The organism is Pseudomonas sivasensis (genome assembly GCF_013778505.1).
In the GTDB taxonomy this organism is placed as follows: domain Bacteria; phylum Pseudomonadota; class Gammaproteobacteria; order Pseudomonadales; family Pseudomonadaceae; genus Aquipseudomonas; species Aquipseudomonas sivasensis.
Window position 1 is genome coordinate 1 of the sequence record NZ_JAAOWU010000006.1, and the last position, 26,453, is coordinate 26,453.

Sequence of the window (26,453 nt, forward strand, 5' to 3'; positions counted from 1 at the left end):
CCCGATAGCGGTGGTTCAGTCAATGGAGATGTTGACTGGAAGATCGCCATCGGGGGCAAGCCCCCTCCCACATTTGGGCAGTGTTGGCAGCGGAGAATCAGTCTTCCTTGCGCATCAGTGGGCAGCGGACGCTATTGGTCAAATTGGAACGCGGTCAACCCTGTGGGAGGGAGCTTTCCCCCGATGGCGGTGGCTCAGTCAATGGAGATGTTGACTGGAAGCCCGCCATCGGGGGCAAGCCCCCTCCCACATTTGGGCAGTGTTGGCAGCGGAGAATCCGTCTTCCTTGCGCATCAGTGGGCAGCGGACGCTATTGGCCAAATTGGAACGCGGTCAACCCTGTGGGAGGGGGCTTGCTTGCCCCGATGGCGTTGGTTCAGTCAATGGAGATGTTGACTGGAAGATCGCCATCGGGAGCAAGCCCCCTCCCACATTTGGGCAGTGTTGGCAGCGGAGAATCAGTCTTCCTTGCGCATCAGTGGGCAGCGGACGCTATTGGTCAAATTGGAACGCGGTCAACCCTGTGGGAGGGGGCTTGCCCCCGATGGCGGTGGCTCAGTCAATAAAGATATCGACTGAAGAACCACTTCACTTTTCCTTGCGCACCGTCGCCACATCGTCAGCTTTGACACGGATGCGTTTGCCGGCGATGTCGGTGAACTCATAAAAACCATCGGCGGTCTTGGCGTTTGGGGTGTCTTTGGTCAAATACTGCGTGCCATTTTGCAGTGTCACTACGGTTTGCGTCGCGCAACCGGCCAATACCAGAAATGTGAGTGCAACCAGTGGCAGACCCAAATTCTTCATGTTCATAACCCTTACCTTAACCCTGAAAAGTCCCGCAGCGTGCGGCTGCGGGCCGCAAATGTTACGCCATCGACTCCACCATCTGATCACTTTTATACAAAAAGTTGCGTGAGCCATTTATCTATTACCGATTGCAACACAGCATCGGGACCGGCACTCTGTATGCATAACCAGTATTTGACTCGCTTGCGCCATGACCAACCCCCTCGACGACCCGCTCTATTACCTGCACAACTTCCGCCAGGTCATGCAATGGCTGGGGCAGCGCTATGCCGATCTGCTGGACCCTGACGAACAGCATTTCATTCAGCAATTCGACAGCTTGCCGCAGCCGTCCCAGGCGTTGTTAGTGCGCATGGTAATGCGCAAGGGCGTGCACTTTCGCGCGGGGAAACTCAGCTATCAGGAGGTCGGTTGTACCCACGCGGCTGCAACGCCATTGCGGCAATTGGGTTGGGTTGATGATCAATGCCTGTTGGCCTTTGAAGAGGTGTTCGCCTTGCTGCAAAAAGGCGAAATCCTCAGCACGTTCAAGCCGTGGATCGACCAACCCAAAGGCAAGAAGGCCGACTGGCTTGAGGGTCTGGCGGCGCAGTTCAGCGAAACCCGCAGCTTTGCCCAGTGGTGCCCGCAGCTTGCCGAACCGCTGTACAGCCTCACCGTGATGGACCTGTGTGACCGGCTGCGCTTGATGTTCTTCGGCAATCTGCACCAGGACTGGTCGGAATTCGTGCTGGCAGACCTCGGTATCTACACCTACGAAAAAGTGGCGTTCTGCGCTGAATCCCGGGGTTTGCGCAGCCGTGACGACGTGCACGGCGTGCTGTTCCTGCACCAATGCCAGCACGCGTTTGAAACCGGCACCGCGCTGCACGACGTGCTGGCGCAGGTGGCCACGCTGACGACCGACAACCCCTGGCTGGAAAAACGCCGGGCCAAGCTGCTGTTCCAGATGGGGCAGTATTGTGAGCGCAGCGCCGAGTTGGCCTTGGCCGAGCAAATCTATCGTACCTGCGCCTACCCTGGCGCCCGTGCGCGATTGATCCGCGTGCTGGAGCGCCAGGAGGACTACGCCCAGGCCTTGGTTCTGGCGAGTACCGCGCAACAGGCGCCGGAAAGTGCCGCCGAACAGCAACACCTGCTGCGCGTCATGCCGCGCCTGCGTCGCAAGCTGGGTGAGCCCAAGTTGCCCAGGCTCAGACCACGGGAAGTCATGCGCCTGGACCTGGAACTGGCACTGCCGGAACCCTTGATGTCGGTGGAGTACTGCGTCCAGGCTCATTTGAGCGCGCCCGATGCGCCGGTGCATTACGTGGAAAACGGCCTGATCAATTCGCTGTTCGGGTTGCTGTGCTGGGACGCGATCTTCGCACCGCTGCCGGGAGCGTTTTTCCACCCGTTCCAGCGTGGCCCGGCCGACTTGCACAGCGAAGACTTCCACCAGCGCCGCGCCCCACTGTTCGCCGCGTGTTTCGAGCAACTGCAGGATGATCGGTACAAGGCCCTCATTCGCCAGCGCTACGCCGCCAAGTGGGGCATTCAATCGCCCTTCGTATTCTGGAATCTGCTCAGTGAAGACTTGTTAGAGCAGGCCCTGGAATGCTTGCCCGCCGAACACCTGCGCTACTGGTTTGAACGCCTGCTCCTGGACATCCGCGCCAACCGCGCGGGCATGCCGGACCTGATCCAGTTCTGGCCTGCGCAAAAGTCCTACCGCATGATCGAAGTCAAAGGTCCGGGCGACCGTCTGCAGGACAACCAACTGCGCTGGCTGGAGTTCTGTGGCGAGAACCAGATGCCGGTCACCGTCTGCTACGTGCGCTGGGCGGAGCAACCGGCTTGAGCTACAACGTGGCCGTGCGCGCATTGTGTGAGTTCACGGCCAAGGTCGGCGACCTGGACTTGCGCTTTACCCCGTCGCCCAGCGCCCAGGAAGGTATCGTGGGCCACCGCACAGTCGCGTCGCGCCGCAGTGCGCACTACCAAAACGAAGTAGCACTGGAAGGCGAGTACCAACAACTCAAGGTACGGGGCAGGGCAGACGGCTACGACCCGGATGCCAATCGCTTGGAAGAAGTCAAAACCTACCGCGGCGACCTTGATGCCCAGCCTGCCAACCACCGGCAATTGCACTGGGCCCAGGTCAAGGTGTACGGCTGGCTGATGTGCCAGAAGCTAGGGTTGACGGAAATCGACCTGGCGCTGGTGTACTTCGATATCGTCGGCGAGGGCGAGACCCTGCTCAATCAACGCTTCCACGCGCCTGATCTGGAGAGGTTCTTCAACCAGCAATGCACGCTGTTCCTCGGCTGGGCTCAACAGGAAATGCAGCACCGCGAAGCGCGCAACACCGCCGCGCAAGCCTTGAGTTTCCACCATGCTGACTTTCGCCCCGGCCAACGCACGTTAGCCGAGACGGTATACAAAGCCGCCAGCACCGGGCGCTGCCTGATGGCCCAGGCGCCCACTGGCATCGGCAAGACCATCGGCACGATCTTCCCGCTGCTCAAGGCCTTTGCGCCGCAGCAACTGGACAAGGTGTACTTCCTCACCGCCAAGACCCCGGGCCGAAAACTTGCCCTCGACGCATCGCAGGTGCTGTTCACCAGCAGCCCCGGCTTGCAACTGCGTGTGCTCGAATTGGTGGCGCGGGACAAAGCCTGCGAACACCTGGACAAAGCCTGCCATGGCGACTCATGCCCCTTGGCCAAGGGGTTCTACGACCGTTTGCCCGCCGCGCGCATTGCCGCCTCCAAGGTAAGCCTGCTCGACCAGCGCAACCTGCGCGCGGTCGCCCTGGCCCATGACGTATGCCCTTATTACCTCAGCCAGGAAATGGCACGCTGGGCCGACTTGATCGTCGCCGACTACAACTACTATTTCGACTTCGGCGCCATGCTCTTCGGCCTGGCCCAACTCAACCAATGGCGCGTCGCGGTGCTGGTGGACGAAGCCCATAACCTGGTAGAACGCGCACGCTCCATGTACAGCGCAAGCCTCGACCAGCACAGCCTCAAGAGCCTGCGCGACACAGCGCCCGAGCCCCTGAAGAAACCCTTACAGCGCCTCAATCGCGAATGGAATGCCCTTCACAAAGACCAGCTCGCGCCGTACCAGGCCTACGCCGCGCGCCCGGAAAAGCTGCTCCAGGCCTTGAGCCTGTGCACCAGCGCCCTGGGCGATTACTTCAACGACCACCCCGAAGCCCTCAGCGGTGACCTGCAAGCTTTCTACTTTGAAGCGCTGCAATTTGCCAAAGTCGCCGAGCTGTTCAATGAACACTTCATCTTCGACATCCACAAGCGTCAGCTCAGCGGCAAACGCAGCAGTTCCACCCTGTGCCTGCGCAACGTGGTGCCCGCCGAATTCATCCGCCCCCGGCTCACCGCCGCCCGCAGCAGCGTGCTGTTTTCGGCGACCCTTAGCCCTCGGCACTATTACGCCGACCTGCTCGGCCTGCCGACGGACACTGCCTGGATCGATGTGGAATCACCGTTCAAGGCCGAGCAATTGCAGGTGCGGATTATCGATGAAATTTCTACCCGCTACGTGCATCGCGAGGCCTCGCTGGCCCCCATTGTCGAGCTGATAGCCCGCCAGTTCGGGCAGCAACCGGGTAACTACCTGGCGTTTTTTTCAAGCTTCGATTACCTGCAGCAGGTGGCTCAACTGCTCGCCGAACGACACCCGCACATCACCCTGTGGCAGCAATCGCGGGGCATGGCCGAAACCGAGCGACAGGCGTTTCTCGACCAGTTCACCGAACACAGCCAGGGTATTGGCTTTGCCGTACTCGGTGGTGCTTTCGGAGAAGGCATCGACTTACCCGGTGCACGTTTGATCGGCGCGTTTATCGCCACCCTGGGGCTGCCGCAACTCAACCCGGTGAACGAGCAGATGAAGCTGCGGATGGCCGCGATTTTTGGCGCGGGGTACGACTACACGTACCTGTATCCCGGTATTCAAAAGGTGGTGCAGGCGGCGGGCAGGGTGATCCGCAGCCAGCACGATCGGGGAGTGGTGATGTTGATGGATGATCGGTTTGGGGAAGGGCGGGTGCGTCAGTTGTTGCCGAAATGGTGGGTAGTCGGCTGATGGTTAGACCCGGCGTATGGTTGGCGCAAAGCATAGTAAGGAGCGCTCACAACTACGTGCTCATTCAGAATTAATAGGTGCCGATAGCGAGCACACTGTTCAATCATCGGATCATTACCACTCGTCGCCACCTGTTAGTTCTGACAGTAGGCAACCCAGGGTTTGAAGCGTTTGATGCAGGTAAGCCTCCCTCACGGCGCCCTGCGAGTACTGTTGCCATGACCCGGAAAAAAAACCTAAAGCTCTTTTACCCCCCATTGAAGTGTCGCTTTTGGAGCTTCCCTTCGAAGGCGATCCTGACGGCGCCCACGGTGGTATCGGCCTTCGGCATACGGAGGTTGATTTCATTGTTTACCTCAGAAACCCCAAAGACGGTGTCAACCCCGGTAGCGTTGCGTATCTCTATTGGGGCAACCGCAATGTTCCCGTAGCGTCTACCCAGATTCGCGAGGGTGAGGAACACCTGGACCGTATCCCTTTGACTGTCCCTGCCCACAAAGTCGTCCAATATTGGGCCAACCCGGTATTCGGCAAATTAAGACGTGTCAGTGGCAATGAGTCGTTTACCGAAGAGCGCAAGTACCGGGTTAGCCTGACGCGTCCAGGGGACCGTGACCCCAATAGCATATTGCCCGGCCACCAGGGGCTGGTGTATGTGGTTCCACCCTCCATATTGTTGAATGGCGTCAGCGAAGTCGATGCATTGGCAGGGGTCAGTATCATCATCCGCCATTGGATTCACATGCATGCCTACGACCTGATCATTCTGGTCTGGGGGTCTCAGCGGGTACTCCATCGTGTGCAGCCTAATGAAGTAGGCCGTGATATTACGCTGACCGTTGACTACGCCACTATCAGTGCCGCAGGCAACAGCCGGGACACAAGAGTGGGTTATCAGGTCCGCGACGCCGGGGGTAACCAGCCGGATGAATGGGCACGTTGGTCGGCGACAACGCTGATTGATGTGCACCTGAATCAGATCCGCCCGGAAGCGCCGTGGCTGGCATTTCCAGGCACCGGCACCGACACGGAGATTGACCTGGCCGAACTGGGCAGTTTGGATGCACAAATCCAAGCTTGGATCACCAGCGCAGAGGTCGCCGCCTATTCAATACTGACGCTGATCTGGGCGGGTGTGGACCGCGAAGGGAACTCAATTCCTTATACAGAAACCAGGTCGCTGAATTCGGCAGGGCTCTACACATTCAATGTGCCTAATGCGCTGGTGGCTGCCATCGCCGACGGCTCCGTCAGCGTGCATATCGTGTTTCAACAAGGGACGATTGAGCAGCCCTCTAAAAAGCTTTACCTGGATGTAGTCGGCGAAATCGTCAGATGGCCGGCGCCGCAGATCAAGGAGGACCTGGGCGGCCACATCGAGCCTGATTTCGCTGCAACCGTGTATTTCCCCTTGCAACCCATTTGGCCGGCAAACGGCTATCTGGAAGTGATTTTCCGGGTCAGCAGCCCCGATATCACCATCGAGCATCGGGTGGGGCGCGAAGTCGACGATATTCCAGCCAATCCCGACGGGGACATGGAGTTCATCGTATACCCTGACGAGCTTTCGCGTTTTGACGGACACCTGGTGGAAGTGTTCTACGCCCACACACGTCCTGGCAGTCGGCCGCAGGAATCCTTGCGGTTGCAAGTTGTTGTGGGCCAGCTTCAACGCACGATGCCCGCGCCGATTATCGATAAGGCAATCAGTGGTCAGTTGAATCCGGATGATATTGGCGCCTATGCCAAAGTATTTGCACCATTTGCAGAAACAAAACGCGATGACTGGATCAGGATGCACTGGGTCGGGCCGAAGGCGCGTATCGAGGTGCCGGTGCAGGTGCCCGTAGACGGTGCCACCACCGAGCATTACATCGAAAGCTACTACGTCACCAGCAACCTGAATGAAACGGTGACGGTGTTCTACACGCTCAAGCGCGGCGATGAAGTTCCGCGTTACTCACAAATTACCGAGGTCCTGGTAAGCCAGGGTGTGGGCGAGCTGCCGTCGCCGACCTTGCTGGAAGCACAGGTGACCGGCCCAGGGACCGCCACGCTGGAACCGCTCAAGGTACAGAACGGCACCAAACTGGTGGTGACCTACCTTGGTATGCGGGGTACCGACTCCATTCAGGTCACCATGATCGGTGCAGGCAATGGTGGCTCGCCGACCATTCCGGCCAAACCCGGTAATGAAGCGCTGCAGAAGGTGGAGTTCGATATCACCAAAGCGGCGATTCACGCCAACATTCGTAACCAGGACACCACCGTGACATTCCAATACGGGGTGACGCGCGCAGGTGCAACGGTTCATTCAGACATATTGACGGTGACGGTCAAGGCGATACCGCTCGCCGAGTTGGTAAAGACAGTTTTGCAAATCAACCAGGCCAATGCCGACACCCAAGTACTGGACCTGAGCGCCTTTACTGGAGACGCCAGAGGCACGGTCGGCATCTGGCCATTTATCACGGCATCTTACCCCGTGTGGTTGAGGTTGCTGGGCAAAACAGCCAGCAACGTTGACCATGATCGTTTGGTGTACAACGGGGCCGGGGCTTCGGCGGTTAACTCGACCTGGATCGCTAATGGGAAAATAGAACCCAATTTGCCGCGGTCCTACCTGCAAGGGTTGGGTCATGGCACTGTGCTTAAGATGGAGTTCAAAGCGGCGGTGAGTAGCAGTAAGGCCGAAGCTGAGGCTCTGACTTTTCCGATAATGGAGTACCGGGTCAACACCTTGCCAGCCGAATTTCCTGTCCCAAAATTAACCCAGGCAACCGGTACGGGGGCGGTGTTTACCCTGGCGCCCTTGAATGCACAAAGCGGCGGCACAGTCTCGGTGGAATACACGCCGATGTACACGACCGACAGCATCAAGGTCACGATGGTGGGGACTGCCGGTGCGGGTTCGCCAGTTATTGCAGCCAAGCCCGGGTTGACCAGTGGCGTGGTGACATTTGCTATTCCTGCAACTGCGATTGCCGCGAACATTGGCAATATCAATAAGATGTTCACGCTTAAATATGAAGTGACGCGTGCGGGAGTGGTGCGTTCATCGCAGGTGGTGACAGTGACGGTGACGCCCATTCCTCAAGCCGAGTTGGCAAAAACCGTGATCCAAATGATTGAGGCGAACCAAACTACCAAGGTATTAGACCTGTCAAGCGGTACGGCTAATAGAACGCTCCGGGTCGGCAACTGGCCCTTCATTGCGACTAGTTCTCCGGTTTGGATTGAGTTCAGAGGTTTCAAGAATGGAGGAGAGGCGCACAACCGCACTCACTGGAATGGTGGCGCTGCATTTGTCAATGCAACCTGGTTCAGTCAAGGGTGGTGGCAGAGTGGGATTACCTATGCGTCGTACTTGAAAGAGTTAGGACACAACACCAAATTGACGCTGCATTTCAAAGCGGCGTTAGGCACTGGCCTAACGGAGGCTGACGCTATTGTATTTCCAGTGGTGGAATACAACGTCAATACACTGCCGGCTCAGTTCCCAGTGCCTAAGTTAACCCAGGCTACCGGTACGGGCGCATCTGTATCTCTGGCGCCATTGAATGTATTAAATGGCGGCACGGTGGAGGTGAGATATGCGCCGATGTATACCACTGACAGCATCAAGGTCATGATGGTGGGGACTGCCGGTGCGGGTTCGCCAGTTATCGCAGCCAAGTCCGGATTGACCAGTGGGGTGGTGACATTTGCTATTCCTGCAGCTGCGATTGCCGCGAATATTGGCAATACCAATAAGACGTTCACGCTTAAATACGATGTAACGCGTGCCGGAGTGGTGCGTTCATCGCAAGTGGTTACAGTGACTGTGACGCCGATACCCGACGCTAACTTGCCCAGACCTTTGATCAATGGTGTCGCCCATAACGGAACGCTGGATATCGCCGCGATGACAGCAAATGCTTCTCTTGCTATTACACCTTGGCCATTGCAGGTCGCTGGCAAGAAGGTTTGGCTGACTTTCCACTGTGGGGGCGCAAATCCTAACCCCTATAATGTATGGACGGGATATGCACACCCATCTGCTTCAGGTATCGATCACTTTGTATTGTTAAGCTGGCTCAAAAGTTGCCCGAATGGAAATCAAATATGGGTTGATTTCAAGGTGGCATATGATCCGAATGCGGTTGAAGCAGGTGCGGTTAGTTTTCCAAGGACGGTTTATACAGTCAAAAGCGTAAATGTTGTTGATAGTACTGATTTTAATAATGGAAGCATGAATAACTGGATTAATTACTCCAGCTCCGGTTCAATTGTTGGCAGTGGTTCCGGAAGATACTGGCAGGGTAACGGAAGTGGACAGTTTCCGTGCGGCATAGTTAAATTTTTTAACTATGGTTATTTGGCTGCTGGGTATCCATATAGAATTACTATCGACTTCGCTGTCAGCTCTAACTTGGGGTGCTTTGTTTTAGTTGAAACTGAAGGGGTTGCAGGCGCTCAAAGAACTACTTTAGTTGGGTCGAGCTCTTGGAGTACTCACTCTTTCGATTTCGTCCCACGAGAAAATTCAAGCAATCGTCGCCTAATAATTACAATTATAAACTTCAATGCTGGCGGTAGTACGCTTTTTGTGCTTGATAATATAAAGATAATCAAGCTGTAAATATTTTCACTGAAAAATTATGTGTGTTCAATCAGTCGAAGAATGCGCAGTAGTAAACCCGGACATTCTGTCCATTACCCCAACATGTCTATATGTGAGATAAAGATATGCATATTGTTGAAAGCACTGACTTTGAGAATGAAGGCATGAATGGTTGGGAAAATTTCTCCAACTCCGGTTCGATTGTTGGTAGTGATCCCCGAAGGTACTGGCAGGGTAACGGAAGCGGGCAGTTTCCATGCGGCATAGTTAAGTTTTTTGACTATGGTTATTTGGTTGCCGGGGATCCATATAGAATCACTATCGATTTCACGGTCACTTCTAACTTGGGGTGCTTTGTTTTAGTTGAGACTGAAGGGGTCGCAGGCGCTCAAAGAACTACTTTTATTGGATCGAATTCTTGGAGTACTCATTCTTTTGATTTCAGCCCAAGAGTAAATTCAAGCAATCTCCGCCTACAGATTACAATTATAAACTTCAACGCTGGAGGTGACACATCTTTCTCTCTCGATAATATAATAATAATCAAGCTGTGAATCCTTGCGTTGAAGAAGATAGTGCGCACTCGAAGAGTGCGCACTATTAACGATTCATATATGAAGATTCTGCCCCGACACACGCCCAAAAAATACAACCGCTATATCTGTTAGGCGATCATACAGAATGCCTTAAGTATCACGTCCTCTCATGGCGGATCATCGCCATGATCGGCACACCCGACGCTCGGTAAGTGCGTATTGGTCGCGCTCTACCAGCATGATTGGCCAGCTCTGTAAGGTGTGGGCAGTGGCAGAGGAGGGGCAGTTCGAGCATAGACTGCATCTATTTATTAATGCAGGTAAGACCTCGCTTCTCCCCAACACAAAAGCGGAACCCAAGCGGGCCAATCACCCGAATAAACAGGCAACTGGCCGAAACTCACTCAAACAACTTCCAAATAAGAACTATGAACCGCCCCCGCCAACTCCCTCACCGTCTCAATAAACTCCGTCAACCGACTATGCAGCCCATCCTCCAGAATCTCATCAATCCCCGTATACCTCAGCCGCGCTTCAAACTCGGCGGCCAGGCGTTGCGCCGTACGCCCATAACTACCGGGCAAGTCCGCGAGGATATGACTCAACTCCTCGATACACGCATGCAGTGAACGCGGCACATCACTGCGCAACAGCAGTAACTCCGACACCGACCGAGCATTCAGTGCATTCGGGTACAGCTCGGTATATGCCTCGAATGACGACAATGCGCGGAGCAGGGCGCTCCACTGGTAATAGCCGCGTGCCGAGAGGTCGCTGACTTCTTCGGACTCTTCGCCGAACATTTCGTAGCGCGCATCCAGCAGGCGCAGGGTGTTGTCCGCGCGCTCGATGAAGGTGCCGAGGCGGATGAACCGATAGGCGTCGTTGCGCATGATGGTGCCGGAGGTCGCGCCGCGGAACAGGTGCGAACGCTGCTTGACCCAGTCACAGAAGTGGCTGATGCCGTGCCGCGCCAGGCCGCCGGCGGCGATGCTGCGCATTTCCAGCCAGGTGGCGTTGAGGTTTTCCCACATGTCGGCGGTGATGCGTCCGCGCACGGCGTGGGCGTTGCCCCGGGCGGCGCGCAGGCAGTTGTAGATACTGGCGGGGTTTTCTTCGTCGAGGGCGAAGAAGTGCAGCATGCGCTCGGCGTCCAGTTGCTTATGGCGCTCCAGATAACTCTCCAGCGTGCCGCTGCTGAGCAGCGACATGGCCAGTTCGTCGAGGCCATCGCTGCGTCCGGCCTGGGGCATCAACGACAGCGAATAACTGACTTCCAGCATGCGCGCCAGGTTCTCGGCGCGCTCCAGGTAGCGGGACATCCAGTACAGATCTGCGGCGGTTCTACTCAACATGATTCAGCCCTCCACCACCCAGGTGTCCTTGGTTCCGCCGCCTTGCGACGAGTTGACGATCAACGAGCCTTCACGCAGTGCCACCCGCGTGAGGCCACCGGGCACCAGGCGGGTTTCCTTGCCCGAGAGCACGAACGGCCGCAGGTCGATATGACGAGGGGCAATGCCGTTTTCGACAAAGGTCGGGCAGGTGGACAGGCTCAGGGTCGGTTGGGCGATGTAGGCATGGGGCCGCGCTTTGATGCGTTGACGGAAATCCTCGATCTCGGCGGCAGTAGACGCGGGGCCGACCAGCATGCCGTAGCCGCCGGAGCCTTGGGTTTCCTTGACCACCAGTTCCGGCAGGTGGGCCAGCACGTGGGACAACTCATCGGGTTTGCGGCACTGGAAGGTCGGTACGTTCTGCAGGATCGGTTCCTCGTCCAGGTAGAAACGGATCATTTCCGGCACGTACGGGTAGATCGACTTATCGTCCGCCACGCCGGTGCCGATGGCGTTGGCCAGCACCACGTTGCCGGCGCAGTAGGCGGCCACCAGGCCGGGCACGCCGAGCATCGAGTCCGGATTGAAGGCCTGTGGATCGAGGAAGGCGTCGTCAATGCGCCGGTAGATCACGTCCACGGCTTTCGGGCCGTCGGTGGTGCGCATGAACACCTTGAGGTCGTGCACGAACAGGTCGGCGCCTTCCACCAGTTCCACGCCCATTTCCCGGGCGAGGAAGGCATGTTCGAAAAATGCGCTGTTGAAGCGGCCGGGGGTCAGCACCACCACGTTGGGGTTGTCCAGGCGGCTTGAGCTTTTGAGGGTTTTGAGCAACAGGTTGGGGTAGTGGTCCACCGGTGCGATTCGCTGCTTGGCGAACACCTCGGGGAACAGGCGCATCATCATCTTGCGGTCTTCGAGCATGTAGCTCACGCCGCTGGGGGTACGCAGGTTGTCTTCGAGCACGTAGTAAGTGCCGTCGCCGTCGCGCACCAGGTCGACGCCGGAAATATGCGAGTAAATGTCGCGGTGCAGGTCCAGCCCAACCATGGCCTTCTGATAACCCTCGTTGCCCAGCACCTGGTCGGCGGGAATGATCCCGGCCTTGATGATGCGTTGGTCGTGGTAGATATCGGCAAGGAACATGTTCAGCGCATTGACCCGCTGGATACAGCCGCGTTCGATCACGCTCCACTCACTGGCGGGGATGCTGCGGGGGATGATGTCGAAGGGAATCAGGCGCTCGGTGTCCTGCTCGTCACCATAGAGGGTAAAGGTGATCCCGGCGCGGTGAAACAGCAGGTCGGCTTCGCGGCGACGCTGGGCCAGCAGTTCCGGCGGCGTGTTGGCCAGCCAGCGGGAGAAATCCTGATAGTGCGCACGGCATACGCCATTTGCGTCATTCATTTCGTCAAAGAAAGATAGAGCCATTCCAGTACCTTGTCAGTGCCCAGGGTTGCGTGGGGGTGGCACTGCCGCTTCAAAAAACGCATGTTTTTATGAGCCTGTGGCGCAGAGTGCCAGCAGGCCTGGTCCTTACTTTCTTATGGGGTCGGCTCTGGGTCGGGCGGTAACGATTGCTCCTGTATCCGGGCAGATGAATGGGTTAAGCAATGCGTGTGCCGGAATGCCCTTGAGGTGACTGGGTTTGCTGTGGCGAGGGGGCAAACCTGCTCGCCACAGCGCGCCCAAACGCCATAAAGCCTGCTGGCCGAGTCATCCCCTCCCAGCAGCGAGCCCTTCCTGACGGAGCCCATTCACCATAAAGAGGCAATGGGCGCCCTGGTGTGGTGCATGAACAAACTTGAACTTCATTCGCGCCCGGTTCTTCTAACGAAACTCGAATCCTTGTGGAGCACGCCCGTGCCCAGAATCATTTCACCCGACACACCCGAATCGAGCCTGGACGATCACAGCGAGCACACCGCCAAGATTTTCGGCTCGCCCAAGGACCGCCTGGACTTTTACCGTCGAGAAATTCAGTACGAAACCTCAATCCTGGCCAACCGTACCGACGCCTATCTCACCGCGCAGTCGTTTCTGGTGATTGCCTTTGTCTCCGGCATGGGCAACCTCAACCCCGAGTGGGGCAAGTTGTTTACCCTGGTGGTGCCGGTTTTCCTCGCTGCGCTCGGGATTCTCAGTTCCTTGAACGCCTGGCCGGGCATCCGCGCTGCGTATGACATCATCGATCACTGGCACTTCAAGCAGAGTGAGTTGCTGCGCAGCGAACCGATAATGGGCATGGCCTATGACGAATCACCGTTGTTTTCCGAGATGGAGTCTTCCCATAAGGGCTACCGCAAGTCGCTGCTGTTCTCCATGCGCGCTCCGTGGCTGTTCATGGTGTTCTGGTTGCTGCTGGGCATCTATGCGTTTTATATCCAGGTCGACAATCCGATCCGCTAGGCAATTGGACGGAACTTCAACGCGCAGCGCGGCGCCTTAACCTTACAGATCCCAGTGAGAGGTGACCCATGAGCACATCCAACGATCCACAAGTCAGTAACCGTAACGATCCGGCGATTGACCGCGGCGAACCGGCCCCCGGCACCAGCGCTGACGCCCCCAAGGACCCCAAGGCCAAGAGCGATCCCAAGGCGAAGGACAACGACTACAGCCCTGATTTCAAGCCCGAGCGCGAGCCCAAGCCTGAAACGGATGCAGATATCGACACCCAAGGCGGTTAGAGGAGAAGGTCATGTCTAAAGAACTCGACGAAGAACTTAACGACCCAGGCAATGAAGATCCCGGGTCACTAATGGATGATGCCGAAGTCCCGCTTAATGATCTGGATGAAGCAGCCGATCTGGGCAACACCGAAGCTCAGGACTGAGCCCGTTACTTAAGACGCTCCAGCAATAGCCGCTCCAGCGTTACCACCGGCAACGGCCGGCTGAACAGATACCCTTGAATCTGATCACAGCCGGCCTCCTTCAAAAACGCCAGTTGCGCCTGGGTTTCCACGCCCTCGGCCACTACGCGCAATTTCAGACTGTGCGCCAGTTCAATGATGGTGCGGGTGATCGCCGCATCCTGCGGGTTGGTAGTGACCTCGCGGATGAACGCGATGTCGATTTTCAGCGTATCGATGGGAAACCTGCGCAGGTACGCCAGGCTTGAATAGCCGGTGCCGAAGTCATCAATGGAGATCTTCACGCCCATGGCGCGCAAGCGTTGCAGGCTGGCGATGGTGTGCTGGGTGTTTTCCATCAGCGAGCCTTCGGTCAGTTCCACTTCCAGCCAGTGCGCCTCAACCCCGGTGCTCTCCAGGCTATGGGCGATATCGGCAATCAGGTCGCCCTCGATTAACTGATGGCCGGACACGTTGACCGACACTTCTACCGCGCCGATGTCACTGCGTTGCCACTCGGCAATCTGCTGGCACACCTGCTCGATCACCCAACGCCCCACCGGTACGATCAGGCCCAGGCTTTCCAGGATCGGCACGAAGACCGCCGGGGACACCGCGCCATAATCGGGCCGGTCCCAGCGAAGCAAAGCTTCCAGTGCGCAGATATTGCCGTTGGCCAACTCGACCTTGGGCTGGTAGTGCAGGGCGAATTCGCCCCGCTCAATGGCCTCACGCAAGGCCTTCTCCATGTCTACGCGGACCAGATCATGCACATTGCCCTGGGTGGTATGCACGGTGTGCTGGTGCAACCGTTGCTCCAACTGCTCGCTGCGTTGTTTGAACTGGTCACCATGGGCCTTGAGCCGCAGCAGGTTGCGCACCCGCAGCCAGAGTTCCAAGTGCTCCACTGGCTTGCTGAGGAACTCTTCGGCGCCGGTTTCCAGACCGCTGACCCGAGCGCTGATGTCGCTCAAGGCCGAAAGCATGATGATCGGGATGTTCGCCGTGGCCGGGTTGCCCTTGAGCTGGGTGGCGACTTCATAGCCGTCCATGCCCGGCATCATGATGTCCAACAGGATCAGATCCGGCGGTTGCTGCGCCACCAACTGCAACGCTTCTTCACCGCTGCAGGCGCTCAGGGTCAGGTAGCCCTCGTGTTGCAGCAGGGTTTCCAATAGCTTGCGAACCTGGGGTTCGTCGTCAACTATCAACAGCGTTGCGGGTGAGCTGGCCATGGAGAGGACTCATTCAGGAGGTGTGAGGGTTGGGTTCAGCAGGGTGTCGATCTCCTGGTACAGCTCCTTGTAGCGCAGGGGTTTGCTCACGTAGGCGTCGCATCCGGCGAGTCGGGCTTTTTCCCGGTCTTCCTTCATCGCCATGGCGGTGAGGGCGATCACCGGGATGTGAGCCGTGTGAGGGTCTTGCTTGAGCAGGCGAGTGGCTGCCAGGCCATCCATGCCTGGCAATTGAATGTCCATCAGAATCAGAGCCGGCTGGTGTTCGCGGGCCATGGTCAGGCCGCTCTCGGCGTCGGCGGCCCACAGCACAATGTGGCCGGCGTTGACCAGCAGTAAGCGCGCAAGACGCATGTTGGCTTCGTTGTCTTCGACAATCAGGATGTTGGCCATGTGGCCTCCACAGTAGCGGCGGCGCGATGCAGCGGCAGCCACACCACAAAGCGTGCGCCCAGGCCTTCGCGGCTGGCCACGGCAACGCTGCCGCCCTGTAGGTCGGTGAGCTGCTTGACCATCGCCAGGCCCAGGCCGGTGCCTTCGAATTTGCGTGCCAGGCTGCTGTCGATCTGGCTGAACGCCTTGAACAGCTTGCCCATGTCATCCGGGGCAATCCCGATACCGCTGTCGCTGACGCTCAACTCAAGAAAGCGGCGGTGCGCGCTGGGTTGCAGGGCAAAGCCATGCACCGGCCAATCGCCGGCGACCAGCCCCACCTCATCGCGACTGACCTCACGCACCGCCAGGGTCACGTCGCTGCCGTGGGCGCTGAACTTCACCGCATTGGCCAGCAGGTTGTAGACGATTTGCTTGGTCTTGCGCAGGTCCAGGATCAGCGTGCCCAGGTCGTCCTGGCTGTCGAGTTTGAGTTGGATACGCTGCAGGGCGGCTTTTTCGCGCACGATCAACAGGCTGTTGGCCAATAAACCGGCCAGCTCCACCGGCTCCAGTTCCAGGTCCATCATCCCGGCCTCGACCTTGGACAGGTCAAGGATGTCGTTGATCAGCGACAGCAAGTGCTGCCCGCTGGTGAAAATATCGCCGATGTACTCGCGCTGGACATCAGTCATGTCGCCCACCAGCCCGTCCTTCAGCGCCTCGGAAAAGCCGATCACCGCGTTCAGCGGCGTACGCAGTTCGTGGGACATGGTCGCGAGGAACTCGGACTTCATGTGGTTGGCGTGTTCCAGCTCCAGGTTCTTTTCTTCCAGGGCGCGCTCAAAGCCTTTGCGCTCGGCTTCTTCCTGTTTGCGCGCAGTGTTGTCGGTACCGATCAGCAGGTAGCCGATGATCGTGTCATTGCGATTGCGCAACGCCGTCACCGAGACCATCGCCGATAGCCGACTGCCGTCCTTGCGGATATAGGTCAGCTCGTAGATGTCCTCGATGCCGCGCGAGGCCTTGAACACCAGCGCTTCGAACCCGGGGGTGATCGGCGTATCCAGTTCCTCGCTGAGGGCCGCCGCGCGGGTGATCAGCTCGGCAGGGTCGGAAATGTCAGCGGGGGTGATGCGGTTGACCACATCGACAGCGGCATAACCGAGCATGCGTTCGGCGCCGACATTGAAGATCTGGATCACGCCTTTTTCATCGGTAGCGATGCTGGAGAAATAAGCGCTATTGAAGATGGCGTCTTGCAGGGCGCCGGTCTTGAGCAGGGTTTTCTGGCGTTTGAATTCGACGATTTTTTCAGCGCGTGACTGCGGTTCGCTGGGGTGGTCGGTTGAGCTTTTATCCATCGTGGTGGGGTTCCGTGAACGTAAGGCCCGCCATCGTCAGTGGGCGAGGGCGCAGAGCATGCTCACAGAAGATCGCGATGAAGCGACGAGGAGGAGATGAGGTCCTTGGACAATAGCAGACATTATGGCGATTTGATGTCTTGGTCTATCTCTTCGGATTGGAAGGCACTCATATGAGTGCCTTTGAGGCTTGTCGTTAATGAATCGTTTCACTCATGGATAAACGACCTGCGCCAGCGCTGGTTTACCTCAGCGCAGACCGAACATGAATTCTCTTTGTGGGCAATTGCTGCTTCTGGCCTTAACGGCCATGTTGAGATTGCGCAGTTCGTTGCAAATCTGCGCGATGTTTTTCGGCGTGACGTAAAGGTTGTTGGAAAACCATAGGTGCTTGGCAGTGGGTAAGTTTTTCAGGGCTCCGCCCGCCGTGAGTATTCGCAAAACGATGGTGGAGCAGTTTTTGCGGAACAAATCGTAATGGGCGTTGGTTTTGTTGCGTATTTTGAACCACTCGGCCCGCATGTTCGCCACGTCCAGCCCGGAGACTGTATAGACCAGATGGGGAGGGCTGCCTTCGGCGCTTATGTCCGACTCCAGGAACAGGTTGCGTCCTTGCGGCTGCTTGCCTAACCACTGCGCGTCAGTTTCCGGCCACCAACTCACGTAGTTGGTATTGACATGCTCGATCGCACCCCTGTCGACATGCCGTGCCTCTCTATTTGCATACGCGTAGTAATTGCGCTCTATATTTTTTCCGATATGTGGGTCGCCGATGTACAGGGCGGCGTGGCCGACGTTTGTCTCTTGCTTAGCAAATACGGGAAACCAGATATAAACGACGGCGCTGGAAAGGGGCATGGTCTTCGATTTATTCCGCGTGAATGAGGGGCGCGCATTCTAGTCAGGTCATCTGTCTTTGCCCCTTACCCTACGGGCATAGGGTTGTAACCAAATCCATCCTGCTACCCGCAAGATTTCACCAAACAGCTTGGTGAAACGTTTCTTCAATGACAAAAATGCCTAAGCAAGCGCTTGCGTACGAAAATGTATCTGGATTAGAGTCGGCCTCGCTTAACCACAAAAATAATAAAACCAGGAGCTCAGCCATGAGCCTTGAACCCTTGCTTGAGATGCAGGGCATCAGTAAAACCTTCAGCGGTTTGCGCGTGCTCAAAAGTGTCGGCCTGAAGGTCTACCCCGGCGAAATCCACGCCTTGATGGGGGAGAACGGCGCCGGCAAATCGACGCTGATGAAAATCCTCTCCGGCGCCTACCAGGCCGACCCCGGCGGCGAAATTCGCATCAGCGGCCAAGCCATCGCCACTTACAACCCCGCCACCGCCAAAGCCCTCGGCATCGCCGTGATCTATCAAGAGCTGAGCCTGTGCCCGAACCTGAGCGTGGCCGAGAACATCTACCTGGGCCGTGAGCTGCGCCGAGGCTGGACCATCGACCGCAAAGGCATGCAGGCCGGCTGCGTCGAAGTGCTGCAACGCCTGGGAGCTGAGTTTACGCCGTCAACTCAGGTCAGCAGCCTGTCGATTGCCGAGCGCCAACTGGTGGAAATCGCCCGCGCCTTGCACGCCCACGCCAAAATCCTGGTGATGGACGAACCCACTACGCCACTCTCGTCCCGCGAGACCGACCGGCTGTTCGCGCTGATCAAGCAACTGCGCAGCCAAGGGTTGGCGATCATCTATATCAGCCACCGTATGGCCGAAATCTATGAATTGTCGGACCGCGTCTCGGTGTTGCGCGATGGCCAGTACATCGGCGAACTCACCCGCGATGCGCTGTCGGCCGAGGTGCTGGTGAAGATGATGGTGGGCCGTGACTTGTCCGGCTTCTATAAGAAAGAACACGCCGCCTACAACCCCGGCAACGTGGTGATGCGCGTGCGCGACATGGCCGATGGCAAACGCGTGCGCAACTGCAGTTTCGATTTACACGCCGGTGAAGTGCTGGGCATCGCCGGACTGGTGGGGGCAGGGCGCACCGAGCTGGCGCGGCTGATCTTCGCTGCCGACCCTCGCACCAGCGGCACCCTGGAAGTGGTGGGCAAGACCGTCACCCAACTGCGCACCCCGGCGGACGCGATTCGCGCCGGCGTGGTGTACCTCACCGAAGACCGCAAGGCCCAGGGCCTGTTCCTGGATATGAGCGTGGCCGACAACATCAACGTCTGCGCCTGCGTGCCGGATGCCCATGCCGGCGGCTTGCTGGATCGCGGTCTTGCGGCGCAGCGCTCGAATGACGCTATCAAGTCCCTGTCGATTCGCGTCGCGTCGGGCAAGGTCAATGTCGGCGCGCTGTCCGGCGGCAACCAGCAAAAGGTGTTGCTGGCGCGGCTGTTGGAGGTCAAGCCCCATGTGCTCATCCTCGACGAACCGACGCGGGGCGTAGACATCGGCTCCAAGTCCGAGATTTACCGCATCATCAATCAACTGGCCCAGGCCGGCGTGGGCATTGTGGTGATTTCCAGCGAACTGCCGGAAATCATCGGCACCTGCGACCGGGTGCTGATCATGCGCGAAGGCCAGTTGGTGGCCGAAGTCGGCGGGGCTTCCGGCCACGCTATTTCCCAGGAACGTATTATTGACCTCGCCACCGGTGGCGATCAGGTGGTTGCCCATGGCTGATTCGATGATTGCAACAACAGGCAAGGCAGAGCGCGTGCGCGAACTGATGCGCACGGTCGGCATGTTGCCGGTGCTGATCTTGCTGCTGGTGGGCTTCGCCCTGGCCAGCGAGAATTTCCTGACGGTGCAAAACCTGTCGATCATCACCCAACAGGCCTCGGTCAACGTGGTGCTCGCGGCGGGTATGACCTTCGTGATCCTCACGGCGGGCATCGACCTGTCCGTGGGGGCGATTCTAGCCGCGTCCGCCGTGGTGGCATTGCAAGCGTCAATGTCGCCGCAGTTCGGTATGTTCGGGATTGCCGCCGGGATTGGCTTTGGCCTGTTGCTGGGGCTGGTCAACGGCGGGCTGATCGCCTTTATGCGCCTGCCGCCGTTTATCGTCACCCTCGGTGCACTCACCGCGATGCGCGGCCTCGCACGGTTGCTGGCGGATGACAAAACCGTGTTCAACCCCGACCTGCCCTTTGCGTTTATCGGCAACGATTCGATTCTTGGTGTGCCGTGGCTAGTGGTGATCGCCGTGGCAGTGGTGGCGTTGTCGTGGTTCATCCTGCGCCGCACCGTGATGGGCGTGCAGATCTACTCGGTGGGCGGCAACCCAGAAGCCGCGCGGCTGTCCGGGATCAAGGTGTGGAAAGTGCTGCTGTTTGTCTACGCCATGTCCGGTGCGTTGGCCGGGCTTGGCGCGGTGATGAGCGCCTCGCGCCTGTTTGCCGCCAATGGCCTGCAACTCGGGCAATCCTATGAGCTGGATGCGATTGCGGCGGTGATCCTCGGCGGCACCAGTTTTACCGGCGGCGTGGGCACCATTGGAGGCACGCTGATCGGTGCGCTTATTATCGCGGTGCTCACCAATGGCCTGGTGCTGCTGGGCGTATCGGATATCTGGCAGTACATCATCAAGGGCATCGTGATCATTGGCGCCGTGGCGCTGGATCGTTATCGCCAGTCCGGTGCGCGGACCTGATTTCACTCATACAACAATCACAAGAGAGACTCCCATGAAGCTTAAACACCTGTTTCCTGTCATTGCCTTGGCCGCCCTGATGTCGCAAGCAGTGGAGGCCCGGGAGCTCAAAGCCCTCGGCATCAGCATGGGCTCGTTGGGTAACCCGTATTTCGTGACCCTGGCCGACGGCGCAACCGCCCGCGCCAAGGTGTTGAATCCCAACGTCAAGGTCACCTCGGTGTCGGCCGACTATGACCTGAGCAAGCAGTTTTCGCAGATCGATAACTTCATTTCGTCCAAGGTCGACCTCATCCTGATCAACGCCGTTGACCCGTCCGCCATGGCCTCGGCGATCAAGAAAGCCCGCGACGCCGGTATCGTCGTGGTCGCGGTGGATGTGGACGCCAAAGGCGTGAATGCCACCGTGCAGACCGACAACGTCGAAGCCGGCAAGCTCGCTTGCCAGTACCTGGTGGACAAGCTCTCGGGCAAAGGCAATGTGATTATCCAGAACGGCCCGCAAGTGACCGCTGTGACCGATCGAGTCAAAGGCTGCAAGGCTGCACTGGCCGGGGCGCCAGAGATCAAGGTGCTCTCCGACGACCAGGACGGCAAAGGCTCCCGCGAGGGCGGCTTGAACGTGATGCAGGGTTACCTGACGCGCTTCGCCAAAATTGACGGCCTGTTCGCAATCAACGACCCGCAAGCCATCGGCAGCGACCTGGCGGCCAAACAGCTCAAGCGCAGCGGCATCATCATTACCTCAGTGGACGGCGCGCCGGATATCGAGAACGCCCTGAAGACCGACACCCAGATCCAGGCGTCCGCCAGCCAGGACCCATGGGCCATGGCCCAGACTGCCGTGAACGTGGGCAATGACATTCTCAATGACAAAGCCCCGGCCGAAGCGGTTACCCTGCTGACCCCCAAACTGATCACCCGCGACAACGTCGGTACGTACAGCGGTTGGTCCAGTAAACATTGATCTATTGAGAGGAACGGCGCCGTGGTCACCATGGATGACGTGGCAAGCAGGGCGGGGGTGTCGACGTCGACCGTGTCCCACGTGTTGAACGGCACCCGCAAAGTCAGCCCGGCCACGGTGCAGGCGGTGCAGCGGGCGATCCAGGCGTTGGGGTATATCCCTAATACCCTGGCGCGCTCGCTGGCCCGCTCCAGTACCAACACCCTTGGCGTGGCGATCTCGGCGTTGTCCAACCATTACTTCAGCGAAACCGTGCACGCGATTGAAACCGAGTGCGCCAAACACGGCTACATGATGCTGTTTGTCGATACCCATGATGACCCGGAGCAGGAATTGCGGGTGGTCACGGCGCTGCATCATCGACGGGTCGATGGGATTGTCCTGGCGCCGTCCAACGGCTCGATGGCCCTGGCGTATTTGCAGGCCAACGAGATTCCAGCGGTGTTGGTGGATCGCATGATGAGTGAGCACTTCGATCAAGTCGGGGTGGAGAATGCCCAACCGACCCAGGCCCTGATTGAACACCTGATTGCCCATGGGCATCGCCGTATCGGTTTCATCGCCGGACGTGCCGGCTTCAGCACCACGGATGAGCGAGTGGCGGGGTACAAAGCCGCTTTGCAAGCGGCGGGGTTGGTGTTTGATCCGCAACTGCTGGTCGACGGCGGCTCCAACACTGAGCCGGCACGCCAGGCCACCGTTCAGTTGCTGGCTTTGGCTGCGCCGCCCACGGCGATCATGGCCGGCAATAACCTGATGACCCTCGGTGCCATGCAGGCACTGCGGGAGGCGCAGATCGAGGTGCCGGGGCAAATGGCCCTGGTGGGGTTCGATGATTTCGATTGGGCGGATTTGTTTGTGCCGCGTCTGAGCCTGATCGCGCAACCGGTCAAGGCCCTCGGCGCACGCGCGGTCGAGTTGCTGCTGCAGCGCATGGCTGCGCCCGGCGCGCCACCCCAGAGCGTACGACTGGCACCCACCCTGCAATTACGTAACTCCTGCGGCTGTGATTGATTGGAATAACGCACGTATGAACAGTCCTGTTTCCCTCGGAATCGACCTCGGCACTTCGGAACTCAAGGCCATCCTCATGGACACCGGCGGTGCTGTACTGGCCCACGCCGGCGTGCGCTTGAGCGTGTCACGGCGCCACAGCGGTTGGTCCGAGCAGGCTCCGGAAGATTGGTGGCAGGCGTGCCTGCAGGCCTTGGACCAATTGCGCCAGCATGAAGCGTTTGCCCGAGTGGCCTGTATCGGGCTGTCCGGGCAGATGCACGGTGCGGTTTTACTCGGGGAGGACGACCGCGTGCTGTACCCGGCGATCCTGTGGGACGACTCCCGCGCCGTGGCCGAAGCCGAACAGTTGGGGCCGACCTTTGCCGAGGTCACGGGCAGTTTGCCCATGGCCGGGCTGACTGCACCCAAGTTGCTGTGGCTGCAACAGCACGAACCTGAGGTATTCAAGGCGATTGACTGTGTGCTGTCGCCCAAGGACTACCTGCGTTTGCGGCTCAGTGGCGAGCGGATCAGCGAGATGTCCGATGCGGCGGGTACGCTGTGGCTGGACGTGGCGCAACGTGAGTGGTTCGCCCCGATGCTGCATGCAACGGGCCTCACGCCTGCGCAGATGCCCCGGTTGGTGGAAGGTGGCGCCGCGAGTGCGTGCGTGACGCTCAGTGGCCTGGGCTTGCCGACAAACGTGGTGATCGCCGGTGGTGGCGGCGATAACCCGGTGGCCGCAGTGGGTATGGGGGCGATCAATGCCGGTGATGCGTTTATCACCCTTGGTACCAGCGCGGCCCTGGTCGCGATCACCGATCACGCTGCCGGTAACCCGGCCAGCGCTGTGCACAGTTTCTGCCATGCGCTGCCCAACCGCTGGTACACCATGGGCGCCATGCTCGCCGGCGCCAGTTGCCTGCGCTGGGTCACTCGGCTCACCGGGACGGCGGATGAGCAAACGCTGTTGAATCAGGTGCAGGCGCAATTCCCGATCGGACAGCCGGTGCCGTTGGATACGCCGCTGTTTCTGCCTTACCTGGCCGGTGAGCGTACGCCCCATAACGATCCATTGTTGCGGGGTGGGTTTATGAACCTCGGTCACGACTGCAATCCCGCCATGCTCGGTTATGCAGTGATGGAGGGCGTGGGCTTTGGCCTGCTGGATGCGTTGCGCGCCGTGCAATCCGCTGGTGCCAGTGTCGGCGCCTGTGCGCTGGTGGGCGGTGGTGCGCGCAGCGAGTACTGGGCCCAACTGCTGGCCAACATCCTCCAGCGGGAAGTCCATACCCTGCACGGCAGCGAACTGAGTGCGTGTATTGGGGCGGCGAAGCTGGGGTTTCTGGCGATGGGGCAGGGCGCGGAGTTGTTGCAGGCGGGTATGCCGGTGAAGGCGCGTTATCAGCCTGATTTGGCTCAGCATGGGTTACTGGAAATGCGCTATGCCAAATTCAAGCAGTTATTGCCCGCCGCCAAGGCGTTGCGTGATTGAAGGGCTGCCTGTCGCGCATATTGAACTACAGTTAAATCTGGCGTCAGTTGCGAGTTTACTGTGCCACGGGCATTTCGCCGGCGCAGTCTCGGAGCGAGTGGAATCAGCTGCTGCAACTGGGTAATTGACTACTCAGGGAGAAGCACGATGCGCTCCGAAAAAAATCCTTCCACCCTTGCAACGTGGCAGAAAGGGGCGCTTCGCCTTGCATTACCTGCCTTGGTATTAATTGCCTTTGTGTGGGTGACTGTTGCGACGGGCACCGCCCGGGCTGACGATGCTCCCTCCCTGATCATCCTTGACAGTGGTGCCCCGAGAACCGTGCTAGGCCAGCCCGCCAGCCTGGGCCGTGGTAACGCAAAATTGTTGCTTGATACACAGCAGTGGCTGGACATTCCGTTGGACCGGAGCGTGACGGTCAGGGTCAAGAAACTTCGAGTTTCCCAGCAGTCCGGGGCCACGGTGTGGGTGGGTGAGGTGCAACCTTCCGCATCCGGGCGTCGTTACATCTCTCCCGGTACTGACCTGTCCCATGACCTGGCCATAGACCCCAAGAACCTGGCGATCCTGATCGCCCATGATGAGCGTGTCACCGGCACCGTTATCGTGGACGGGGTCAGTTATGAAATTTTACCCATGGAGAATGGCCAGGTTGCCGTCTCGCGCAGGCAAGACGCTGACCTTCCTGACCCCCCCACTTGTCGACACCCTGAACGCACGCGATGTGCAGGCAGTTGCGCGCAACGGCGACACGGTGCAGCAGCCGATACGTGTCCTGACGGTCTATAGCAACGATGTTCGCGATGCGTTGGTTGATCCCGTCGCACAAGGCATCAAGCACTTCGAGTATTTCAAGACGGTGGCCCAGCTCAGCGGGGTGACCGGGGTGTTTGAAAATGCAGGGGTGGCGCACATCGACTACAACCAGCCATCCAAGCAATGCCTGGGCGATTTGCCCTGCATGAATCGGTTGCTGAGCCCGGTCGGGACGTTAAGCAGTGATATTCGCACCCAACTAAAGGCCCATGTGGTCATCGCAATGCTGGATACCGATGGCGGCCTCGCGTCCACCGCAGGGCCCACATCGCTGAGACAAAGCCATGCCTACGCGACCATGCACAGCGCCCAGACCTACGCCCATGAAGTCGGTCATTTATTGGGCGCACACCATGAAGATGCCGGGACGCCCTATCCGTATTCCCGTGGTTATTGCCAGCGTAGCGTCTTGCCTTACTGGCACACCCTCATGGGGTATTGCGGCGGTGCCACACCGTCCTCGGTACGTATTGGTGTCTATTCCAATCCGCAATTGACGTACCAGGGATTACCCACCGGGGTGGAGGGCGTGAATGACAATGTACGTTCCATCAACAACTGGCATTCGGTAATCGCCGGCTTTTTCCCACCTCCCGATCCAACAGGGGCGCCCATCGCCAGTGGCTTCGTGGAGTTGGGGCAAAAAGACCTGCCGTTTTCCGGTGAGCGTGCCACGCTCAATGCCAAGGCGTCACGCAACCCTGGCGTGGACGCGCTGCAATTCGAATGGTCGCAGCTTGAAGGTGCCCCGGCTGCTGTGATCGACAACAGCCAGTCGGACATGGCCGTCGCACATTTCCCTGAAGTCCAGGTGCCCACCGACTATCGCTTTCGCCTCACCGTCAGGAATGCCACGGGGGCCGTGGACACCACCGTGGCCAGCGTGCGGGTGTATCCGCGCACCCTCGGGGACGCTTGCGAAAACGTAGCGCCATGGGACCCCGCGCAGGTGTATTCCGTGCCCGGCCAGCCGGTAAGTTACCAAGGCAATCTGTACCGTCTCATCGTGCCTGCGAGCGGTAGTTCTGCGCGACGTGCACCGGCCGTCTGGAGCGGATTGGTGGCGCCGATGAACTGGCGGCTGATCAAGACCTGTGACGACGCAAGGACTTTGCAGCAGCGTCTGGCGGCGGTGGACCACTGGGCAAGGGTCAACCGCGACGCGCCGGTGACTGTTGGCTTGCAGCAACAGCTGCACAATTTGCTGGCGCAACTACGCATGGACTGGCCCGTGCCAGCGGCGGCAGGGCGCTTACGTCCGATCGAGTTCGAATCCAAAAACTGCGTGGTCAAGGACGCGACCAACCCCCTCGGGTTGGTGGCGTAGGAGGCTTGTCATGAGCCCAATGCGGCGCGCTGGTTGCTCG

General features: G+C 58.7%; 20 protein-coding genes. 13 read left to right on the plus strand and 7 right to left on the minus strand.

The features are described from left to right. Positions 1-588 precede the first annotated feature (588 nt). A complete protein-coding gene (locus G9Q84_RS12530) occupies positions 589-813 on the minus strand; it encodes a YgdI/YgdR family lipoprotein (protein WP_122681023.1) in 225 nt (74 codons plus the stop codon). A 187-nt stretch (positions 814-1,000) separates the two neighbouring features. On the opposite strand from G9Q84_RS12530, the gene G9Q84_RS12535 reads away from it, so the two are divergent. The 4 genes from G9Q84_RS12535 (at position 1,001) to G9Q84_RS12550 (ending at position 10,059) form a co-directional block, all read left to right on the plus strand. Next, the gene (locus tag G9Q84_RS12535) at positions 1,001-2,650 is read left to right on the plus strand and encodes a VRR-NUC domain-containing protein (RefSeq protein WP_181643429.1); all 1,650 of its coding nucleotides are present in this window, start codon (positions 1,001-1,003) and stop codon (positions 2,648-2,650) included. Continuing rightward, positions 2,647-4,902 carry an ATP-dependent DNA helicase gene (locus G9Q84_RS12540; RefSeq protein WP_181643430.1) on the plus strand — a complete coding sequence of 752 codons (2,256 nt, stop codon included), beginning with the start codon at positions 2,647-2,649 and terminating at the stop codon, positions 4,900-4,902. Before G9Q84_RS12535 ends, G9Q84_RS12540 begins: the two co-directional genes overlap by 4 nt. Before the next feature lie 271 nt (positions 4,903-5,173). Continuing rightward, the gene (locus G9Q84_RS12545) at positions 5,174-9,523 is read left to right on the plus strand and encodes a hypothetical protein (RefSeq protein WP_181643431.1); all 4,350 of its coding nucleotides are present in this window, start codon (positions 5,174-5,176) and stop codon (positions 9,521-9,523) included. Between the two features lie 107 nt (positions 9,524-9,630). Then, positions 9,631-10,059, plus strand: a complete 429-nt coding sequence (locus G9Q84_RS12550; RefSeq protein ID WP_181643432.1) for a hypothetical protein — start codon at positions 9,631-9,633, stop codon at positions 10,057-10,059. A gap of 386 nt (positions 10,060-10,445) precedes the next feature. On the opposite strand, the gene G9Q84_RS12555 is transcribed toward G9Q84_RS12550, so the two are convergent. Then, positions 10,446-11,396, minus strand: a complete 951-nt coding sequence (locus G9Q84_RS12555; RefSeq protein ID WP_032887395.1) for an alpha-E domain-containing protein — start codon at positions 11,394-11,396, stop codon at positions 10,446-10,448. 3 nt (positions 11,397-11,399) lie between these two features. Further along, positions 11,400-12,809, minus strand: a complete 1,410-nt coding sequence (locus G9Q84_RS12560) for a circularly permuted type 2 ATP-grasp protein (protein WP_032887392.1) — start codon at positions 12,807-12,809, stop codon at positions 11,400-11,402. Positions 12,810-13,241: 432 nt separating this feature from the next. Here G9Q84_RS12560 and G9Q84_RS12565 point away from each other — a divergent pair, with 432 nt between their 5' ends. The 3 genes from G9Q84_RS12565 (at position 13,242) to G9Q84_RS29540 (ending at position 14,214) form a co-directional block, all read left to right on the plus strand. Further along, positions 13,242-13,787 carry a hypothetical protein gene (locus G9Q84_RS12565; RefSeq protein WP_032887390.1) on the plus strand — a complete coding sequence of 182 codons (546 nt, stop codon included), beginning with the start codon at positions 13,242-13,244 and terminating at the stop codon, positions 13,785-13,787. A 68-nt stretch (positions 13,788-13,855) separates the two neighbouring features. Beyond that, a complete protein-coding gene (locus G9Q84_RS12570) occupies positions 13,856-14,068 on the plus strand; it encodes a hypothetical protein (RefSeq protein WP_032887388.1) in 213 nt (70 codons plus the stop codon). An 11-nt stretch (positions 14,069-14,079) separates the two neighbouring features. After that, positions 14,080-14,214, plus strand: coding sequence for a hypothetical protein (locus G9Q84_RS29540; protein WP_260366890.1), 135 nt, complete (start codon positions 14,080-14,082; stop codon positions 14,212-14,214). 5 nt (positions 14,215-14,219) lie between these two features. Here G9Q84_RS29540 and G9Q84_RS12575 read toward each other — a convergent pair whose 3' ends face one another. From G9Q84_RS12575 to G9Q84_RS12590, 4 genes are all read right to left on the minus strand, one after another. Then, positions 14,220-15,467 carry an EAL domain-containing response regulator gene (locus G9Q84_RS12575; protein WP_032887387.1) on the minus strand — a complete coding sequence of 416 codons (1,248 nt, stop codon included), beginning with the start codon at positions 15,465-15,467 and terminating at the stop codon, positions 14,220-14,222. A 9-nt stretch (positions 15,468-15,476) separates the two neighbouring features. Beyond that, positions 15,477-15,860, minus strand: coding sequence for a response regulator (locus tag G9Q84_RS12580; RefSeq protein WP_032887385.1), 384 nt, complete (start codon positions 15,858-15,860; stop codon positions 15,477-15,479). Further along, on the minus strand, positions 15,845-17,203 hold the full coding sequence (locus G9Q84_RS12585; RefSeq protein ID WP_032887384.1) for a sensor histidine kinase: 1,359 nt from the start codon (positions 17,201-17,203) through the stop codon (positions 15,845-15,847). The genes G9Q84_RS12580 and G9Q84_RS12585 overlap by 16 nt, the downstream gene beginning before the upstream one ends. 249 nt (positions 17,204-17,452) lie before the next feature. Continuing rightward, entirely contained in the window at positions 17,453-18,061 is a 609-nt protein-coding gene (locus G9Q84_RS12590) for a hypothetical protein (protein ID WP_242461434.1), read from the minus strand. A gap of 248 nt (positions 18,062-18,309) precedes the next feature. Here G9Q84_RS12590 and G9Q84_RS12595 point away from each other — a divergent pair, with 248 nt between their 5' ends. From G9Q84_RS12595 to G9Q84_RS12620, 6 genes are all read left to right on the plus strand, one after another. Continuing rightward, positions 18,310-19,842, plus strand: coding sequence for a sugar ABC transporter ATP-binding protein (locus G9Q84_RS12595; protein ID WP_181643433.1), 1,533 nt, complete (start codon positions 18,310-18,312; stop codon positions 19,840-19,842). Beyond that, a complete protein-coding gene (locus G9Q84_RS12600) occupies positions 19,835-20,812 on the plus strand; it encodes an ABC transporter permease subunit (protein ID WP_032887379.1) in 978 nt (325 codons plus the stop codon). Before G9Q84_RS12595 ends, G9Q84_RS12600 begins: the two co-directional genes overlap by 8 nt. Before the next feature lie 34 nt (positions 20,813-20,846). Then, entirely contained in the window at positions 20,847-21,779 is a 933-nt protein-coding gene (locus tag G9Q84_RS12605; RefSeq protein ID WP_181643434.1) for an ABC transporter substrate-binding protein, read from the plus strand. Between the two features lie 21 nt (positions 21,780-21,800). Then, complete coding sequence (locus tag G9Q84_RS12610) at positions 21,801-22,793, plus strand: LacI family DNA-binding transcriptional regulator (RefSeq protein WP_181643435.1); 993 nt, start codon at positions 21,801-21,803, stop codon at positions 22,791-22,793. A gap of 16 nt (positions 22,794-22,809) precedes the next feature. Beyond that, complete coding sequence (gene xylB, locus G9Q84_RS12615) at positions 22,810-24,270, plus strand: xylulokinase (protein ID WP_179178987.1); 1,461 nt, start codon at positions 22,810-22,812, stop codon at positions 24,268-24,270. 652 nt (positions 24,271-24,922) lie between these two features. Next, positions 24,923-26,413 (plus strand): PKD domain-containing protein, encoded by a 1,491-nt coding sequence (locus G9Q84_RS12620; RefSeq protein WP_181643436.1) that lies wholly within the window; start codon positions 24,923-24,925, stop codon positions 26,411-26,413. The last annotated feature ends 40 nt before the right edge of the window (positions 26,414-26,453 follow it).

Excerpts from the sequence above, each read along its gene's own strand:
- G9Q84_RS12530 (WP_122681023.1), bottom strand. The coding sequence starts at position 813 with ATGAACATGAAGAATTTGGGTCTGCCACTGGTTGCACTCACATTTCTG.
- G9Q84_RS12535 (WP_181643429.1), top strand. The coding sequence starts at position 1,001 with ATGACCAACCCCCTCGACGACCCGCTCTATTACCTGCACAACTTCCGC.
- G9Q84_RS12550 (WP_181643432.1), top strand. The coding sequence starts at position 9,631 with ATGCATATTGTTGAAAGCACTGACTTTGAGAATGAAGGCATGAATGGT.
- G9Q84_RS12555 (WP_032887395.1), bottom strand. The coding sequence starts at position 11,396 with ATGTTGAGTAGAACCGCCGCAGATCTGTACTGGATGTCCCGCTACCTG.
- G9Q84_RS12560 (WP_032887392.1), bottom strand. The coding sequence starts at position 12,809 with ATGGCTCTATCTTTCTTTGACGAAATGAATGACGCAAATGGCGTATGC.
- G9Q84_RS12570 (WP_032887388.1), top strand. The coding sequence starts at position 13,856 with ATGAGCACATCCAACGATCCACAAGTCAGTAACCGTAACGATCCGGCG.
- G9Q84_RS29540 (WP_260366890.1), top strand. The coding sequence starts at position 14,080 with ATGTCTAAAGAACTCGACGAAGAACTTAACGACCCAGGCAATGAAGAT.
- G9Q84_RS12575 (WP_032887387.1), bottom strand. The coding sequence starts at position 15,467 with ATGGCCAGCTCACCCGCAACGCTGTTGATAGTTGACGACGAACCCCAG.
- G9Q84_RS12580 (WP_032887385.1), bottom strand. The coding sequence starts at position 15,860 with ATGGCCAACATCCTGATTGTCGAAGACAACGAAGCCAACATGCGTCTT.
- G9Q84_RS12585 (WP_032887384.1), bottom strand. The coding sequence starts at position 17,203 with ATGGATAAAAGCTCAACCGACCACCCCAGCGAACCGCAGTCACGCGCT.
- G9Q84_RS12590 (WP_242461434.1), bottom strand. The coding sequence starts at position 18,061 with ATGCCCCTTTCCAGCGCCGTCGTTTATATCTGGTTTCCCGTATTTGCT.
- G9Q84_RS12595 (WP_181643433.1), top strand. The coding sequence starts at position 18,310 with ATGAGCCTTGAACCCTTGCTTGAGATGCAGGGCATCAGTAAAACCTTC.
- G9Q84_RS12600 (WP_032887379.1), top strand. The coding sequence starts at position 19,835 with ATGGCTGATTCGATGATTGCAACAACAGGCAAGGCAGAGCGCGTGCGC.
- G9Q84_RS12605 (WP_181643434.1), top strand. The coding sequence starts at position 20,847 with ATGAAGCTTAAACACCTGTTTCCTGTCATTGCCTTGGCCGCCCTGATG.
- xylB (WP_179178987.1), top strand. The coding sequence starts at position 22,810 with ATGAACAGTCCTGTTTCCCTCGGAATCGACCTCGGCACTTCGGAACTC.